General features: G+C 58.4%; 15 protein-coding genes. 6 read left to right on the top strand and 9 right to left on the bottom strand.

The annotated features are described in order from the left end of the window. Positions 1 to 113: 113 nt before the first annotated feature. The 4 genes from HQ945_RS16885 to HQ945_RS16875 all read left to right on the top strand — a co-directional run bounded on the left by HQ945_RS16885 (position 114) and on the right by HQ945_RS16875 (position 4,383). Entirely contained in the window at positions 114 to 1,925 is a 1,812-nt protein-coding gene (locus tag HQ945_RS16885) for an adenylate cyclase (RefSeq protein ID WP_246272707.1), read from the top strand. Positions 1,926 to 2,041: 116 nt separating this feature from the next. Then, positions 2,042 to 2,842 carry a DUF2092 domain-containing protein gene (locus HQ945_RS16880; RefSeq protein ID WP_425500670.1) on the top strand — a complete coding sequence of 267 codons (801 nt, stop codon included), beginning with the start codon at positions 2,042 to 2,044 and terminating at the stop codon, positions 2,840 to 2,842. Further along, positions 2,839 to 3,051: a hypothetical protein gene (locus HQ945_RS22910; protein ID WP_036814631.1), complete on the top strand. Its 213-nt coding sequence runs from the start codon at positions 2,839 to 2,841 to the stop codon at positions 3,049 to 3,051. The genes HQ945_RS16880 and HQ945_RS22910 overlap by 4 nt, the downstream gene beginning before the upstream one ends. 48 nt (positions 3,052 to 3,099) lie before the next feature. Further along, positions 3,100 to 4,383, top strand: coding sequence for an alpha/beta hydrolase (locus HQ945_RS16875; RefSeq protein ID WP_036814629.1), 1,284 nt, complete (start codon positions 3,100 to 3,102; stop codon positions 4,381 to 4,383). 143 nt (positions 4,384 to 4,526) lie between these two features. Here HQ945_RS16875 and HQ945_RS16870 read toward each other — a convergent pair whose 3' ends face one another. The 8 genes from HQ945_RS16870 to HQ945_RS16835 form a co-directional block, all read right to left on the bottom strand. Then, on the bottom strand, positions 4,527 to 5,354 hold the full coding sequence (locus HQ945_RS16870) for a Hint domain-containing protein (RefSeq protein ID WP_113281275.1): 828 nt from the start codon (positions 5,352 to 5,354) through the stop codon (positions 4,527 to 4,529). A gap of 219 nt (positions 5,355 to 5,573) precedes the next feature. Next, positions 5,574 to 6,077: an acyl-CoA thioesterase gene (locus HQ945_RS16865; protein ID WP_113281274.1), complete on the bottom strand. Its 504-nt coding sequence runs from the start codon at positions 6,075 to 6,077 to the stop codon at positions 5,574 to 5,576. 180 nt (positions 6,078 to 6,257) lie between these two features. Continuing rightward, a complete protein-coding gene (locus HQ945_RS16860) occupies positions 6,258 to 6,905 on the bottom strand; it encodes a VOC family protein (RefSeq protein ID WP_091923208.1) in 648 nt (215 codons plus the stop codon). A 37-nt stretch (positions 6,906 to 6,942) separates the two neighbouring features. Further along, positions 6,943 to 9,141, bottom strand: coding sequence for a xanthine dehydrogenase family protein molybdopterin-binding subunit (locus HQ945_RS16855; RefSeq protein ID WP_174208310.1), 2,199 nt, complete (start codon positions 9,139 to 9,141; stop codon positions 6,943 to 6,945). 5 nt (positions 9,142 to 9,146) lie between these two features. Continuing rightward, the gene (locus HQ945_RS16850) at positions 9,147 to 9,617 is read right to left on the bottom strand and encodes a (2Fe-2S)-binding protein (protein ID WP_091950926.1); all 471 of its coding nucleotides are present in this window, start codon (positions 9,615 to 9,617) and stop codon (positions 9,147 to 9,149) included. Positions 9,618 to 9,935: 318 nt separating this feature from the next. Beyond that, positions 9,936 to 10,616 (bottom strand): superoxide dismutase, encoded by a 681-nt coding sequence (locus tag HQ945_RS16845; protein ID WP_174208309.1) that lies wholly within the window; start codon positions 10,614 to 10,616, stop codon positions 9,936 to 9,938. Between the two features lie 42 nt (positions 10,617 to 10,658). Continuing rightward, positions 10,659 to 11,003, bottom strand: coding sequence for a hypothetical protein (locus tag HQ945_RS16840; RefSeq protein WP_113281272.1), 345 nt, complete (start codon positions 11,001 to 11,003; stop codon positions 10,659 to 10,661). Positions 11,004 to 11,068: 65 nt separating this feature from the next. Next, on the bottom strand, positions 11,069 to 12,619 hold the full coding sequence (locus HQ945_RS16835; RefSeq protein ID WP_113281271.1) for a DHA2 family efflux MFS transporter permease subunit: 1,551 nt from the start codon (positions 12,617 to 12,619) through the stop codon (positions 11,069 to 11,071). A gap of 280 nt (positions 12,620 to 12,899) precedes the next feature. On the opposite strand from HQ945_RS16835, the gene crcB (HQ945_RS16830) reads away from it, so the two are divergent. Together crcB (HQ945_RS16830) and crcB (HQ945_RS16825) are read left to right on the top strand one after the other, a co-directional pair. Further along, complete coding sequence (gene crcB, locus HQ945_RS16830; protein ID WP_174208308.1) at positions 12,900 to 13,301, top strand: fluoride efflux transporter CrcB; 402 nt, start codon at positions 12,900 to 12,902, stop codon at positions 13,299 to 13,301. Then, positions 13,298 to 13,705, top strand: a complete 408-nt coding sequence (crcB, locus tag HQ945_RS16825) for a fluoride efflux transporter CrcB (protein ID WP_113281269.1) — start codon at positions 13,298 to 13,300, stop codon at positions 13,703 to 13,705. The genes crcB (HQ945_RS16830) and crcB (HQ945_RS16825) overlap by 4 nt, the downstream gene beginning before the upstream one ends. Before the next feature lie 19 nt (positions 13,706 to 13,724). On the opposite strand, the gene HQ945_RS16820 is transcribed toward crcB (HQ945_RS16825), so the two are convergent. Next, the gene (locus HQ945_RS16820) at positions 13,725 to 14,807 is read right to left on the bottom strand and encodes an ABC transporter ATP-binding protein (protein ID WP_091923197.1); all 1,083 of its coding nucleotides are present in this window, start codon (positions 14,805 to 14,807) and stop codon (positions 13,725 to 13,727) included.

Raw genomic sequence — 14,807 nt, 5'->3', positions numbered from 1 at the left:
AGCAAAAGGAGTTTCGAACTTACTATCGTGGACGGGGAGGCATTTGGGGAGTAGGTTACCGTAGCATACAACTAGAAGATGCGGGTGGTTTCTGTTCATCGGGGGATGAAAGAATGCAGGACCAAATGGAGGCCCGGACTGAACAGGCAGCCGGCGCACAACGCGTGCCGCCCGCTCCGGAGGATATCCGCGCCCAATTGGATCGCATGATTGCCAGTCCTGAATTCCCCAATGCAGGACATGCGCATGCCTTTCTTCGCTACGTCGTTGAAGAGACGCTTGCAGGGCGTGCCGAGCGCATCAAGGGCTATTCCATCGCCATTGAGGTTTTCAATCGCGACGAAGGCTTTAACCAGGACGATCCGGTTGTACGGATCGAGGCGGGCCGTCTGCGCCGTACGCTTGAGCGTTATTATCTGATCGCCGGCAAGGATGATCCGGTAAGGATCGATATACCAAAGGGCAAGTACGTCCCGTATTTCTCCTGGAACGAAGCCGGGACGGTGGCAGAGCCTGCCGTTGCTCCCGTCGTGGCTCCTCCGAAATCCCTGTTCGCCCGCCCCGGTAGGCTGGCTGCGTGGATGCTCGCGGCTGCAATTGCAATTGCATTACTCGGTTACTGGACGTTTGCCCGCACGGTGTTCGATCCAGGCGCCTCATTCACGTCGGTTCCGAATGAACCGTCGCTCGTCGTCGCGCCCTTTGCCAATCTCGGCGAGAGCTCACAGGCCAATCTTTATGCGCTGGGGCTGACGGAAGAGCTGTTGACGGCGCTGCCCCGCTTCAAGGAACTCAAAGTGTTTGGGCGGGAAACATCCGAGGCTTTGCCAACCGGCGTGGACGCGTCGCATATACGCGGCAAGCTCGGGGCACGATACCTGCTGACCGGGGGCGTGCGTATATCCGACGATCGCGTGCGAGTGACTTCCCGGCTTATCGATACAGCGACAAATGCTATTCTTTGGTCAGACACTTATGAGGATGATCTTCGCTCGCGTGGCCTTTTTGCCATCCAGACCGATGTCGCAAACAAGGTCGCGAAAGCCATAGCCCAGCCATACGGCATAATCACGCAAGTCAATACGGCGAATCCGCCGCCAGATGATCTCGACGCGTACGGGTGCACCCTTCGCTTCTATGCCTACCGCGCCGAGCTCAGCGTTGAACGCCACGCCAATGTCCGCGCGTGCCTGGAAACAGCTGTTGCGCGTTATTCGACCTACGCAACAGCCTGGGCAATGCTGTCGATCGTCTATCTGGACGAGGATAGGTTCGGCTACAATCCTCGGTCGAATTCACAACCCGCACTCCAACGTGCGTTACAGGCCGCCCGGCGCGCCGTCGAACTCGAGCCTGACAACAGCCGGGCCCTCCAGGCGCTGATGACCGCTCTGTTCTTCAATCAGCAACTGGCGGAATCGATGCGCGTGGGCGAAGAGGCGCTTGCCATCAATCCCAACGATACCGAACTCATGGGTGAATACGGGGTTCGCCTCGCCATGGGCGGCGAATGGAAGCAAGGCGCACAGGTCCTGGACCAGGCACTCGCATTCAATCCAGGCGGCGCCGGCTACTACCACGGCAATCGCGCCCTCGCTGCCTATATGCTCGAAGATTACGATACGGCGCTTATCGAAATCCGTCAGGCGAACCTCGAGAAATTTCCCCTCTTTCATCTGGTCGCTGCCGTCATCTACGCAGAAAAAGGGATGATGGAAGAGGCAAAACGAGAAGGCGACACGTTCGTCGCCATGCGCCCGGGGTTCATTCCAAACCTCGTAACCGAACTCAAGCTCCGCAATATTCAACCGAATGATCAGGCCCGCATGATCGCAGGCATTCGCAAGGCAGGGCTGCTGCTGCCGCCCGGCGCAGAAGCAGCGGCGGGCGCGGTGCCGGCGGCTGCGTCTGCTCCATCTCGGTAGGGGCGTGGCGCGGGGGGTAACATACCCGATACTACGAGCTTAATGGCATCACAGCGCATAGTGTTGTTCCTGCCTGCTTAAGCGGGCGAAACAGGGAGGATGCTTCAATGCAGAAGATGGCTCGAAACGTTAAGCGGTTCGCTGCGACAACCCTGTCGGTAGCGGCGGTGGCGCTTTATGCAGTAGCGGCAACATTATCCGCAGCAAGTGCCGACGAGGCGGACGCCAAGAAATTGCTCAAGGCAATGTCCGACTACGTCACGGCGCAAAAGCAGATCTCGTTCAATTACGACACCAATCTCGAGGTCGTCACCAAGGAACACCAGAAACTCCTGCTGGCAAGTTCCGGAACGATCGAACTCGACCGTCCCGACAAGATCCGTGCGACGCGGCATGGCGGATTCGCCAATGTGGAAATGACCTTCGATGGCAAGACGGTGACCCTGTTTGGCAAGGATGCCAATGTATATACGCAAGTGGATTCGCCCGGCAGCATCGATCATCTCATCGACGAACTGCGGGATAAACTGCATCGTCCTGTGCCCGGCGCCGACCTGCTCCTACCAAACGTCTACGATGAACTGATGCGGGATGTCACGAATGTGAAGGACCTCGGGAGCGGCGTAATCGGCGGGACCGAATGCGATCATCTTGCGTTCCGGGCCAAGGAGGTTGACTGGCAGTTCTGGATTGCCCAGGGCGACCATCCTTATCCCTGCAGATATGTCATCACGGCGAAAAAAGTAGACCAGGGGCCGCAATACAGCATTCAGATCAGCGACTGGAAGTCGGGGACAGACGTCTCGGCAGCTGACTTCGGATTCAAGAACGCCACGGATGCCAAGCAGGTCGATCTCAAGAAATTGGGCGATATCGACGAACTTCCACAACACTTCGCCGTAGGAGGCAGCAAATGAAAACCTCAAGGAAGTTAAGGATAGTGGTATTGACGGCGATCGTCGGGCTGTTCGTGTTGGAAGCCGGTTTCGAATTGTCGGTCCCGGGCATATCCGGTTTCGTTACGCCCGCCGACGCCAGGATCGGACGTCCGCTCACGCCTGTGAGTGTAGCAGGAGTCGCCCGGCGAACAGTTCGCCGCTGTGCCGTCGGCGTGTACTATTGTTAAGGCCATGAGTGGGAGCGGTGCCATCTGATGCAGTTGTGTAAAAAAGTCATGCGTTCTGAACGTCGATATGGGGCGTTCATTCTATTGTTGGCCATTCTCGCTTCAGGTTGTGCGAGCCATCCGAAAAACGTGCTGGCGCCGGTTGCCGAGACCGCGCCAGCAGCAAGCCAGGTTGATATGCTCGTCACGACGACCCGCAAGCGCTCCACCAATCCCGGCGAAATGTTCAGCGGCGAGCGGGGGCTCGCGCCGGCATTTGCTGACATCACCGTTTCGATCCCGCCAAAGACGGTGCGCAAGGAGGGTGAAGTGGCTTGGCCGAAGCGACTTCCTCCCAACCCGGCAACAGATTTTGCGACGCTGAAGACAGATGATTTGACCCTGGATGAAGCCAAGCAATGGCTCCGTACGGGGGTAAGAAAATCCCCTGATCGCAGCGTTCTCGTATTTGTCCATGGGTTTAACAACAGGTTCGAAAGTTCCGTTTTCCGCTTTGCGCAGATCGTAAAGGATTCGGGCGTTCATAGTGCGCCGATACTTGTGACATGGCCCTCGCGCGGAAGCCTTCTCGCCTATGGCTACGATCGGGAAAGCACCAATTACACGCGCAATGCCCTCGAAAACCTGTTCCAGTATCTGGCGCGGGATCCAGAGGTTAAGGAAGTCTCCGTGCTGGCGCATTCGATGGGAAACTGGCTCGCACTCGAGTCTCTCCGCCAGATGGCGATCCGTAATGGCAAGCTGCCTGCGAAATTCACCAATGTGATGCTGGCGGCACCCGATGTCGATGTCGACGTTTTCCGGTCGCAGATTGCGGATATGGGAAGCCAGCATCCCCGCTTCACACTGTTTGTGTCGCGCGATGATCGCGCCTTGGCGCTGTCGCGGCGTATCTGGGGGGACATTCCGCGGCTTGGGTCGATCGATCCAGAGCAGGCGCCTTACAAAGCAGAACTCGAGAACAACAAGATCGCCGTCATCGATCTCACCAAGATCAAGGCCGGCGACGATCTCCACCACTCGAAGTTTGCTGAATCACCGGAGATTGTGCAACTCATCGGCCAGCGCATTTCCGAGGGCCAGACGCTGACCGACAGCAAGACAGGTCTCGGCGATCAGATTCTCGCCGCGACAACCGGAACGGCAGCCGCCGCAGGCGGCGCTGCCGGATTGATATTGGCTGCCCCGGTCGCGGTTGTCGATCAAGCAACGCGAGACAATTACGGGGATCAGCTCAGCGGGACCTTTGGGGTGTCGCAGAACACCACGACGAAGAAAGCGCCTGCCAGGGACTGCAGCGCCGGCCTTGCTTCGACAAGGAGATGCGACTGAGCCCATCTGGAGCAGGCCGGATAGTTCGCTCCCGGCTCCTGAACAGATCCTGTTGGTCAGCGAGACGGCCGGCCGTCGCATTGGCAAATATGGCGCTGGCAAAGGCTAGGGGGCGGTCAGATGCCGCCCCTCAGCGGTCAGGATCAGCTGACGAGCTGATCGGCCCGCGCTGCAATCCTCTGATAGGCCTTTTCGATCGGATCGCTTACCTTGACGAACGGCGAAGCCCAGATGCGGAGCAGTGCCTTGAGGTGTTCGCGGCCACCCTCGTAACCGACGATCGGTGCAAATGGCGTCATGGCCACAGGCGCTTCGTTGGCATATAGGCGCTTGTAATCCGCGAAATTGGTGAAGTGCTCATAATTGCTTTCCCTGACGAGAAGCGTCTCGGCAGCCAACCCTTCCGCCTGGATCACTTCATGGGTATCCAGTACGATATGGTAGTAGTCGAGCACCTCGCCGCGGCTGGGAGTAGCAGGAGCAATAGTAGCCCCGTTTACGAGGTCCTTCACGCGGATAAGGACGCCATCAATATAGAGCGCATGGTTGGGAGAGAGGTAAAGGTCTTTGTGCGGCGTACGATCGTCGAGCGCATGGCGCGAAACCTTGATGGGAACAACGCTTTCATGCCAGGATTTTCCGCCGTTTTTGTAGCGTTGATGCCCGACCCATTTGATGGGCACTGCATGGCCTCGCATTGTGACCACCAGATCACCCACCTTGAGTTCCTCGATCACCGCTTCGCCTGTCGGCGTCATGATCGAAGTGCCGCGCAGAAAGCAATTCTGGCCGCTGGAACCGGAGCCTGAACCCGATCCGGAGCCCTTGTTGCCTCCTTTTCTCCAGGTCTTGTGACCCATCGCGTCCGCCGCCGAAGAAGCAACGACTGTTGCTGTGATTGCACCCGCCACGCCAAGGAAATGTCTTCGCGCTCGGTTGTGCGGTGAGTTTTGTCTTTTACCTGATGACATCATGCCCCTCCATTTTGTTATTGGTGCGGTTTCTACCGATATTGGCCCAAGATCATCCTACATGAACTGCGGGCGCCAGAAACGCTCATGGTTAGTGCTTGCCAGCTGATGAATTAGGCGTAGCAATTGCTTGAAAAATATGCACTTCGAGAGAAATCATACTACTTTGGAAGTAGCGGGGGTTCCCCTGAGGACGACGCGGAAGAAGGGTTGGCGGCGCTAGCCCTCGCCAGCGCTTTCAGAAGAAGCGGCCTCCTTGAACCGCGTCTCGAACTCGCGGCGCAGGCTCCGCCGCGTTTCCGCTGCCCGCAATCGTCTCTTTGCAGTCTCAGATTGTGGATCATACGCTGGAATGGCGGTCGGCTTACCTTCTTCATCCACGGCCACCATGGTGAAGTAGCATGAATTGGTGTGCCGGCGGACGCCGCTGCGGATGTCTTCCGCTTCCACCCGAATGCCCACTTCCATTGAGGTTCGTCCCGCGTAATTGATCGAGGCGCGGAACGTTACGAGTTCACCGACAAGGATGGGTTGGCGAAACACCACCTGGTCTACCGATAGAGTCACCGCATATTGCTTGGAAAAGCGCGAGGCACAGGAGAAAGCGACGCGGTCGAGAAGATTGAGAAGCGCGCCGCCGTGGACCTTGCCGCTGAAATTCGCCATGTCCGGTGTCATGAGGACCACCATCTCCACATGACTCGTATCGGTGTGATCGCCCATATTTCCCCATCTCCTTATGGTGGCGTCCATGGGAGGCCACTTGCGCGCGCAAGCCACTATGTAAGAAATGCTTTCCGGCCGCAACGCAGCTTCGCCCGGCGCAAAATGCGTCAGGCGTCCATTTGAAGTGGCGTATGATTGCGCATCGTCCGAGCGGGTTGGGCTTTCGCGCCGGGTTCGCTAAAGCGGCAGTTCCTTCCCGGCCTGCTCGCGCACGATGTATTCGGCGTACCAATCCGGCCAGTTCTCGTCGTGCTTGCCGCCCTCGCGCTTCTCATGTTCGCCATGCGCGGTTGCTGCCCGGCGCAAGGCGGCAGCAAGCTCGGACGAGGAATTGAACAAGGTGTTGTCCGCGTCGACGCGCCCCGGCAGCCGTGCCGTGATTTCCTGCAATAGCCAGCCATTGCCGTCAGGATCGCTGAATGACGCGAACGAACGGTAGGTACCCCGTTCGGGATCAAGGCCGCTGACCCGGACACTGCCAAACAGGTAGGGTTCGTCGGATCCGGTATAGGTGTCGCCGGCATGGTGAAATGTTTCGCTGACCTTGACTCCGTGGCCGATCAACTCGGTGCGCGCTGCCTCGATGTCGGAAACAATGAGATAGAGCCCCTTAACTGAACCTGGAGCTGCAGCAGTGACGTTCTTACCGAAAATGACGGAGCACCCCGAACCCGGCGGCGTGAACTGAATGACGCGAAAGTCGTCGGCAGGGTAATCGGCGTCGAGCCGCCAGCCGAGGCTTGAATAGAATTCCTTCGCCCTGTCGACGTCCGAAACAGGGATGACGACAATCTCCAACTTCATGTCCACGCCTGCATTTGTCATAATTCCCTCCCCGTGTTGGTAGGTATTGCCGTTGAACTTAAGCCCGTTTCAGAAGACCAGGATTTGCCGGCATCTTGCGCAGACGCGTCCCGGTTGCTGCATAGATTGCATTGGCGATTGCGGGGACGATTGCCGATGTACCGGTCTCGCCCATCCCTCCCGGTGGTTCCGTGCTCGCCATAATGTGAACCTCGATGGCCGGTGCTTCGTTGATGCGCAGCATCTGGTAGGAGTCGAAATTGGTCTGCTCGACACGCCCGTTCTTGAGCGTAATTTCCCCATAGAGTGCTGCCGTCGCTCCGAAGATGATGCCGCTCTGGATTTGAGCCTCGATCGTATTCGGGTTGACGGGGGTGCCGCAATCCATCGCGCAGACGACGCGTCGAAGCTGGACAGTGCCGTCTTTCGCCACTTCGACCTCGGCAACCTGTGCCATGTAGCTGCCGAAGACAAACTGCAGCGAAACCCCGCGTCCGCTTCCCTCGGGGAGCGTGCTCCCCCATCCGGCTTTTTCGGCCGCAAGGTCGAGAACGGCCTTAGCGCGGGGCGACTTGTCGAGAAGCGCCCGCCTGTAAGCAACGGGGTCCTGTTTTGCCGCAGCAGCCAGTTCGTCGACGAAGCTTTCGGTTACGAAAACATTGTGCGAGGGGCCGACACTGCGCCAGAATCCAGTCGGAATGGCCGGAGGCTCCGCCCGCACATATTCGACATGAAAGTTCGGCAAATCGTAGACGAGATCGATGGCTCCTTCGGTCGAGTCCGGATCGAGCCCATCCTTGAAGCCTGGGGGCAGCCACCGCGCAATCACGGACGATCCGGCGAACCGGTTCTTCCAGGCAATTGGCCTACCCTTGTCGTCGAGCCCAGCTGAAAGGCGATCGAACCAGTAGGGGCGGTATAGGTCGTGCTGGATATCTTCCTCGCGCGTCCATACCACTTTTACCGGACTATCGACTTGCTTGGCGATCTCCACGGCGCGGACCGCGCCATCCGCCTCAAGGCGCCTGCCAAAGCCGCCACCGATCAGGTGGTTGTGAACAATGACCTTCTCCTGCGGCAGACCAGCCGCCTGCGCCGCCATCGCCTGAACCCGCGCGATCGCTTGATTCCCGATCCAGATCTCGCATTCATCCTTGCGGAAATGCACGGTACAATTCATCGGCTCCATCGGCGCATGTGCCAGGAACGGCAACTGATAGCTCGCCTCGACCCGCGTGACCGCGCTGCCCATGGCCTTGTCCACGTCGCCGATATTCTGTGCAACGGCACCTGGGCTCATTGTCGCCTTGTCGAGCTCGCGGGCAATATCCTCGGTGGCAAGCGAAGCGTGCTGGCCGTCATCCCATTCGATCTGCAGGGCTTCCATGCCCTTTTTTGCAGCGCCCATATGATCGGCCACGACTGCGACAGCATCGTCAAGCCTTACAACCTGACGCACGCCCTTAACGGCCAGAGCGGCAGCGTCATCGAGGCTCTTCACCCTGCCGCCAAAGACCGGAGACTGCGCAAGCGTTGCGATCTTTACCCCGGGCGGCCGGACATCGATGCCATAAATGGCGGTGCCGTTGACCTTTGTCGGCGTGTCGAGCCGCTTGATTGGCTTGCCTATCAACGTGAAACTATCGGCCGATTTCAGCGCGACATCTTTCTGCACCGGCATGTTCGCTGCCGCGCCGACCAGTGCTCCATATGTCAGTCGCTTGCCGGTCTCATCGTGTATCACCTCACCGCCCTGCGCGCGGCAAGTACCCGGATCGACACTCCACTCCTTGGCGGCCGCTGCAACCAACATCATGCGCGCGGTTGCACCCGCCTCCCGCATTGGTTTCCATGCACCCCGCATGGCGTTCGAATTACCCGTGGCCTGGACCCCGAGCAGCGGATTTGCATAAAACTGTTCATTCGGGGGCGCATGTTCGAGGTGAACCTTGTCCAGGCTCACTTCAAGTTCTTCGGCTATCAGCATGGGGATCGCAGTATAGGTGCCCTGGCCCATTTCGACATAGGGCATCGTCAGGAAAACCTCGCCATTGCCATCAATGCGAATGATGGCGTTTGGCTCGAAGCCTGCGGCTTCGCTCGCCCTCGCTGTATTTCTTGATGATGGCAGGTGCAGGCTCAAGACAAGTCCACCGCCGATGGCCGCACTTGCCTTAAGGAAGCTGCGGCGGGAGAGATTTGCCGGCAACAGAGACTGGCGTGAACCCCTTTCGGTCAAGGCGTGATCGATGGTCATGGTCGTCAACCTCCATTTCCGGCCGATTGTGCTGCAAGCTTTATGGCCGCGCGAATGCGAACATAGGTACCGCACCTGCAGATATTGCCGCTCATGGCATCATCGATATCGGCGTCCGTCGGGTTCGGGTTGGCAGCCAGCAACGCCGATGCCGACATGATCTGGCCGGATTGACAGTAGCCGCATTGGGGAACCTCGTGCTCGAGCCACGCCTTCTGTATTTTGGCGCCCGCTGGAGTCGAGCCGATCGCTTCGATCGTCGTCACCTCGGACTCGCCAAGGCTATCGACTGTCGTAATGCAGGAGCGTGTGGCGACACCGTCGATCTGAACGGTGCAGGCGCCGCAAAGCGCCATCCCGCAACCGAATTTCGTGCCGGTCATACCCAGCACATCCCGTAGGACCCACAGAAGAGGGGTATCGTCGTCGACATCGACGCTGTGGGTATTTCCATTGATTTTGATGGCAACAGCCATGGCGCACTCTCCCGTTTATGAGGATCGGCAGGGCAGTCCGCCGATAATATGCGAACGCTATGATTTTGTTAGTATGGGTTTAGCGAAGGCGATTGAGACGCAGGTACGCGAACTAACCCCATTTTGGGGGGCCAAAGACCCCCTCAGACCGTGTGCTCGTAAACGTTCATCTTAGGCCAGACCAGCGAGGTTGACCAGATCTTCGTATGGTGGGGAGCGCACGTGATTTTTGCTGCATCGGCTTCATTGTAGCCGATGCAGATCATGATGGCCGAAAGTTGGACGCGCAATCACAACGCGGAACAGCGGCTCGAACGCTTATCCCGCAAACTGTTCGCTGACATAGTCCCAGTTGACGAGCTTGCTCAAAACCGCAGCAACATGCTCTGGGCGACGATTTTCATAATCGAGATAGTAGGCGTGTTCCCATACATCGATCCCGACGAGGGCTTTCTTGTCATCAGCGAGTGGCGTTCCTGCGTCCTGGAGCCCAACGATTGTCAGCTTGTCGCCATCCTTGACGAGCCAAACCCAACCGGTTCCAAAGACCTTGTCGCCCTCGGCCACCATTTTCTTTTGCATTTCGTCCGGCCCGCCGAAGCTGGTCTTTGCCGCATCGAGCAGCTCGCCCTTTGGTGCGGCCGATCCCCCCTTGAATTGTTGCCAATAGAGGTTGTGGTTCCAGGCCTGCGCAGCGTTGTTGAAGATGTCGGTGTCACCTTGTTTCTTCGATCGGACGACGACCTCTTCCAGCGAAAGGTCGGCATAAGGGGTCTTTTCCACCAGCGTGTTCAGCTTCTTGAAATAGCCGGCATGGTGCTTGCCATAGTGGAGTCCGACAGTCCTTGCCGAAATGGCCGGGGCCAGAGCGCCTTCGGCATAAGGTAATTCGGGTTGTTTGAACGGCGCGGCCGCACGCGAGCGTCCCGCCGGCGCAAACAGTGTCGTCGCAGCCGAAGCTGCTGTCAGTGCGAGTACGCTACGTCGATTGAATTTCATTCTTGCCTCCTTGGCCCGTCAGCACGCTGGTGCTCCGGCATTTTAATACCAGCGGCGTCGCGTATCCTCCGCTGTCATGCGACCGACCAACACGCCGAGGAAAAATCCAAGAATGCCTATTGCGCCGACTGCCGACACCGCTCGTCCCGGGTTGCGCCGCACCGGACCGGCCACAGACTCTGCCTGACGGCGAACCGTCCGCGCAGCCGTCGTTGCCATGGACGAAGCATAGTCCGCCAAGCCGGAGTCAGCACTTTTGGCGGTTTGTTTGCGTGGAGAAGCCTTGCTCTTGGTTGTGTCCTTCCGAGTGGCGGCGCTTCGGGTCTTCGGCTTTGTCTTGCTCTGATCCGCAGCCATTTCGCCGTCCGTGATCGTATTGTCGTCCATTGGGTTCGCCTCCTCGCGTGAATATTGAGCAACGATCCGCGAGAAGGTTGGTTCCGCAATTGACTTCAGGTCGCAACCCCGTGGGGATCGCGCTTTATCGGCCGGGCGAAGGGCACGACGATAAGGGAGACGAGGGTGATCAGCGCAATCATCGCCCAGGCGTCATTGATGGACTGCACCAGCGCAGCCTTCGCCACCAATGGACTGAACATCAACTCGGCGCCAGCCCCTGCCATGCTGTCCCCGCGCAGTTGGTCAAGCGGAATGCCGACGAACGCCGCGGTCTTCGCATCGCCGATGAGAAGGCCGTTGGCCAACTCCAGTCCGTGTGTGGCGGCACGCGAGTAGATCACCGTATCGATCAGGGCCAGGCTCAGGGCACCGCCGAGATTGCGCATCAGATTGAAAAGGCCGCTCGCATCCGGAATGCGGTGATGCGGCAGGTTGCCGAGTGCGAGACGCGTCGGTGGCAAGATGCAGAACATGATCGCAACGCCGCGTATGATTTGCGGCCAGAACATGCCATCTCCGTCGGTTGCCGGCGTCTGAAAGGCGCTGCATCCGAGACCGATGGCAAAGACAGCATACCCTATGGCGGTCAAGACTCTCGCATCCATACGCTGCTCGAGGAAAACCGCTATCGGCGCGACGAGGATTTGCGCGACGCCCGTCGCCAGCATCATGGTTCCAATCGTAAAGGCGCTGTGGCCACGCACATAGGCCAGGAACAAGGGCATCAGATAAACCGAGCCGAACAGTCCGAAGCCCAGAATGAAGCTCAATGCGCAGCCGATCGTAAAATTCAGTTCCTTGAAGTTTCGCAGGTTTACCAAAGGCACCTTGTTGCGCCAGGTGCGCCGGACAAACCCGGCAAGTGTTGCGGCACTTACAACGGCAAGCCCGAGTACGATGCCATCGGTCCAACCGCGCTTAGGGGCTTCCTTGAGACCAATCTCCATGGCGGCGAGGCCAATCGCCATCATCAACAGGGACATGACGTCCAGCGTCCGAATCTCCTGAAACTTCGTCGCTTCGCGCGGCAGCAAAGTAGCCGCGAGGCCAGCTGCGACGATCCCCGGGATGACGTTGATGAGAAACAGCCAATGCCAGGAATATGCCTCGGTGATCCAGCCGCCCACCATCGGTCCGACTGTAGGAGCCATGACTGCGACGACGCCTGCCGCTGTTGTGGCGATACCCTGCAGGTTTCCCGGAAACAGGATGAACACCGCCGAAAATATGAGCGGTATAAGCGCGCCGCCGGCAAGACCCTGGAGAATCCGCCAGGCAAGCAACTCCGAGAAATCGCCGCTCAAGGCGCATCCGACGGAGGCCAGCGTAAAAAGAATGATGCCGCATACGAAAAGCCAGCGCATCGTCAGCGTTCGCGTGAGAAAGCCGTTCAATGGAATGGCGACCACCTCCGCGATAAGGTAGGCGGTCTGTATCCAGCTCATCTGATCGGGATCGATGTCGAGCGCGTTCTGGATATTTGGCAAGGAGGTGGAGACGATCTGCACGTCGAGGATCGCCATGAACATGCCGATGCACAAAGCGGCAAAGCCGAACCAGGTACTCGCCGTAGCAGCTGCGATAGACCTGGCATGTGTCGACATTAAATGACTCCGAAAGTGCCTTCGCTCCACTGACGGATTGCCGCTATGCAAACTGTTCAGCATCGGGACTACGCCGCCAGTAAGGTGGCAAATCGCACCTATAAGACACTGTTGCAGAGCTTTGTTCCAGCTATCTCTTATCTGGAATGCGTTTGGTGGGCTAACCGCTCTACGTGCCCGCCGCGTTTAAAGGACGGGTGCCTCGAATTTGGCGCCATTGCAGAAACGGCAGGGAACCAATATCACGTCATAATTGCTTTCTACCGCGGAACCCGCCCAGATGAGTCCTGTAGCCTGTCTCCTAGTCCTTATCGGCGGGTTTGTCGGCGGTATTGCGCGCCTCTATCTGTCGACGCTCGTCGGCAGAAGATTCGATGAATATTTCCCCTGGGGAACGTTTGTCGTGAATGTCAGCGGCGCGCTTATAATCGGGATCGTCGCTGGGCTTGGACGCAACTCAAGCGGTTTTTTTGCCGCCCCATTGTTCCGCGATTTTGTGGTTGTCGGCCTCTTGGGCGGCTATACGACCGTGTCGTCATTCTGCCTGCAAAGCCTCTACCTTGCCTTCAGTGGTGAAATGCGTCGTGCGGCCTTCAATGTCGTCGGCTCGTCTCTCCTGTGCCTCTTCGCCGTGGCTCTCGGTTTTCGTCTTGTCGAATGGTCAGGCAGTTTGCTCGGATGACGGAAAAAACGAAGGTCGGTCGGATGTATCTCGCAGTCGGCTGTGGTGCCGCGATTGGCTCGCTGCTGCGCTTTCTGGCGGGCGTCGTCATCGTCGATGGACTGGGTCAAAGCGTGCTTTGGACCACCACCTTCGTCAATGTCGTCGGCTCGTTCATCATCATGCTATTCGCCACGTCGACCGGTCCCGAGGGACGGTGGCCCGTTGGTGCGATGGGGCGCCTTTTCGTCATGGGCGGGGTTTGTGGGGGCTTCACGACGTTTTCGGCGATGAGCCTCGATTCTTACCTGCTCATGCTTGATGCGAGCATCGTTACCGGCGCGCTCTATCTTGGTGCCGTCGTTTTATTGTCGCTGGCCGCAGCCTGGTGCGGTCATATGCTGGCTGTCCGTATCAACAGGTGATTGCCAGCAGATAACGCGCTCAATTCAGGCGTTGTCCGTTTTGACTGTCAAAGAGGTGAGCTTTGGTGCTCTCCCCCTTCACCGAGATCCGGTCTCCGACATTGACCTCGGCTACGCGCGGAAACTCTACAGTAATGAGTTTTCCAGTTCCGGCGTCCAGATAGCCGAACGTCTGGCTGCCAAGGCGTTCAACGACGACCAACTCGCCGGTAAACCATGCATTATCCGGCTCGCACACCGTCAGGTCTTCGGGCCGGACACCGAAGGTAACAGCTTTCGCCTTCCTGGTGGATCGATCTTGAACCGCAATTGCTGCCCGGCCGGCGGGCAGTTGAACAACCAGGTCTTCGCCGGCGGGTTCTGCAACATCGACGGCGAGTGTATTCATTGTCGGGCTGCCGATGAAGCGGGCGACGAAAAGGCTGGCGGGTTTCCGATAGAGATCGAGCGGCTTGCCGATCTGTTCGACATGACCGGCATTCATGACGACGATGCGATCGGCCAGGGTCATTGCCTCGACCTGGTCGTGGGTGACGTACACAGTCGTCGCCTGCATCTGCCGATGCAACTTGGCGATCTCAAGGCGCATCTCGACGCGCAGCGCCGCATCGAGATTGGACAACGGCTCGTCAAACAGGAATGCTTTCGGGCGACGCACGATCGCACGACCCATGGCAACGCGCTGCCTTTGGCCGCCGGAAAGCTGCGCCGGGCGCCGGGCGAGGTAGTCCTGAAGCTTGAGAATATCCGCGGCGCTCGACACGCGCGTATTGATCTCGCTTGCTCCTTCGCTGCGCATCTTCAGGCCGAATGCCATGTTTTCCTCGACGCTCATGTGCGGATAGAGCGCATAATCCTGGAACACCATGGCGATATCCCGGTCTGAGGGCGGCAGTGCATTGACCACCTTGTCACCTATACGCAGTTCGCCGCCGCTGATCTCTTCGAGACCGGCGATCATCCGCAGCAGGGTGGACTTGCCGCAGCCTGAGGGGCCGACGAGCACGAGAAACTCGCCGCTCGCGATCGTTATGTCGACGCCATGAATTACGGGAACGGTGCCATAGACCTTCTTGATCTTATCGAGGCTGATCGCTGTCAT

Source organism: Phyllobacterium pellucidum (assembly GCF_013327855.1).
GTDB lineage: Bacteria > Pseudomonadota > Alphaproteobacteria > Rhizobiales > Rhizobiaceae > Phyllobacterium > Phyllobacterium pellucidum.
The sequence above is the reverse complement of the archived record's forward strand: the minus strand, read 5'-3'. Positions and strand labels throughout refer to the sequence as shown.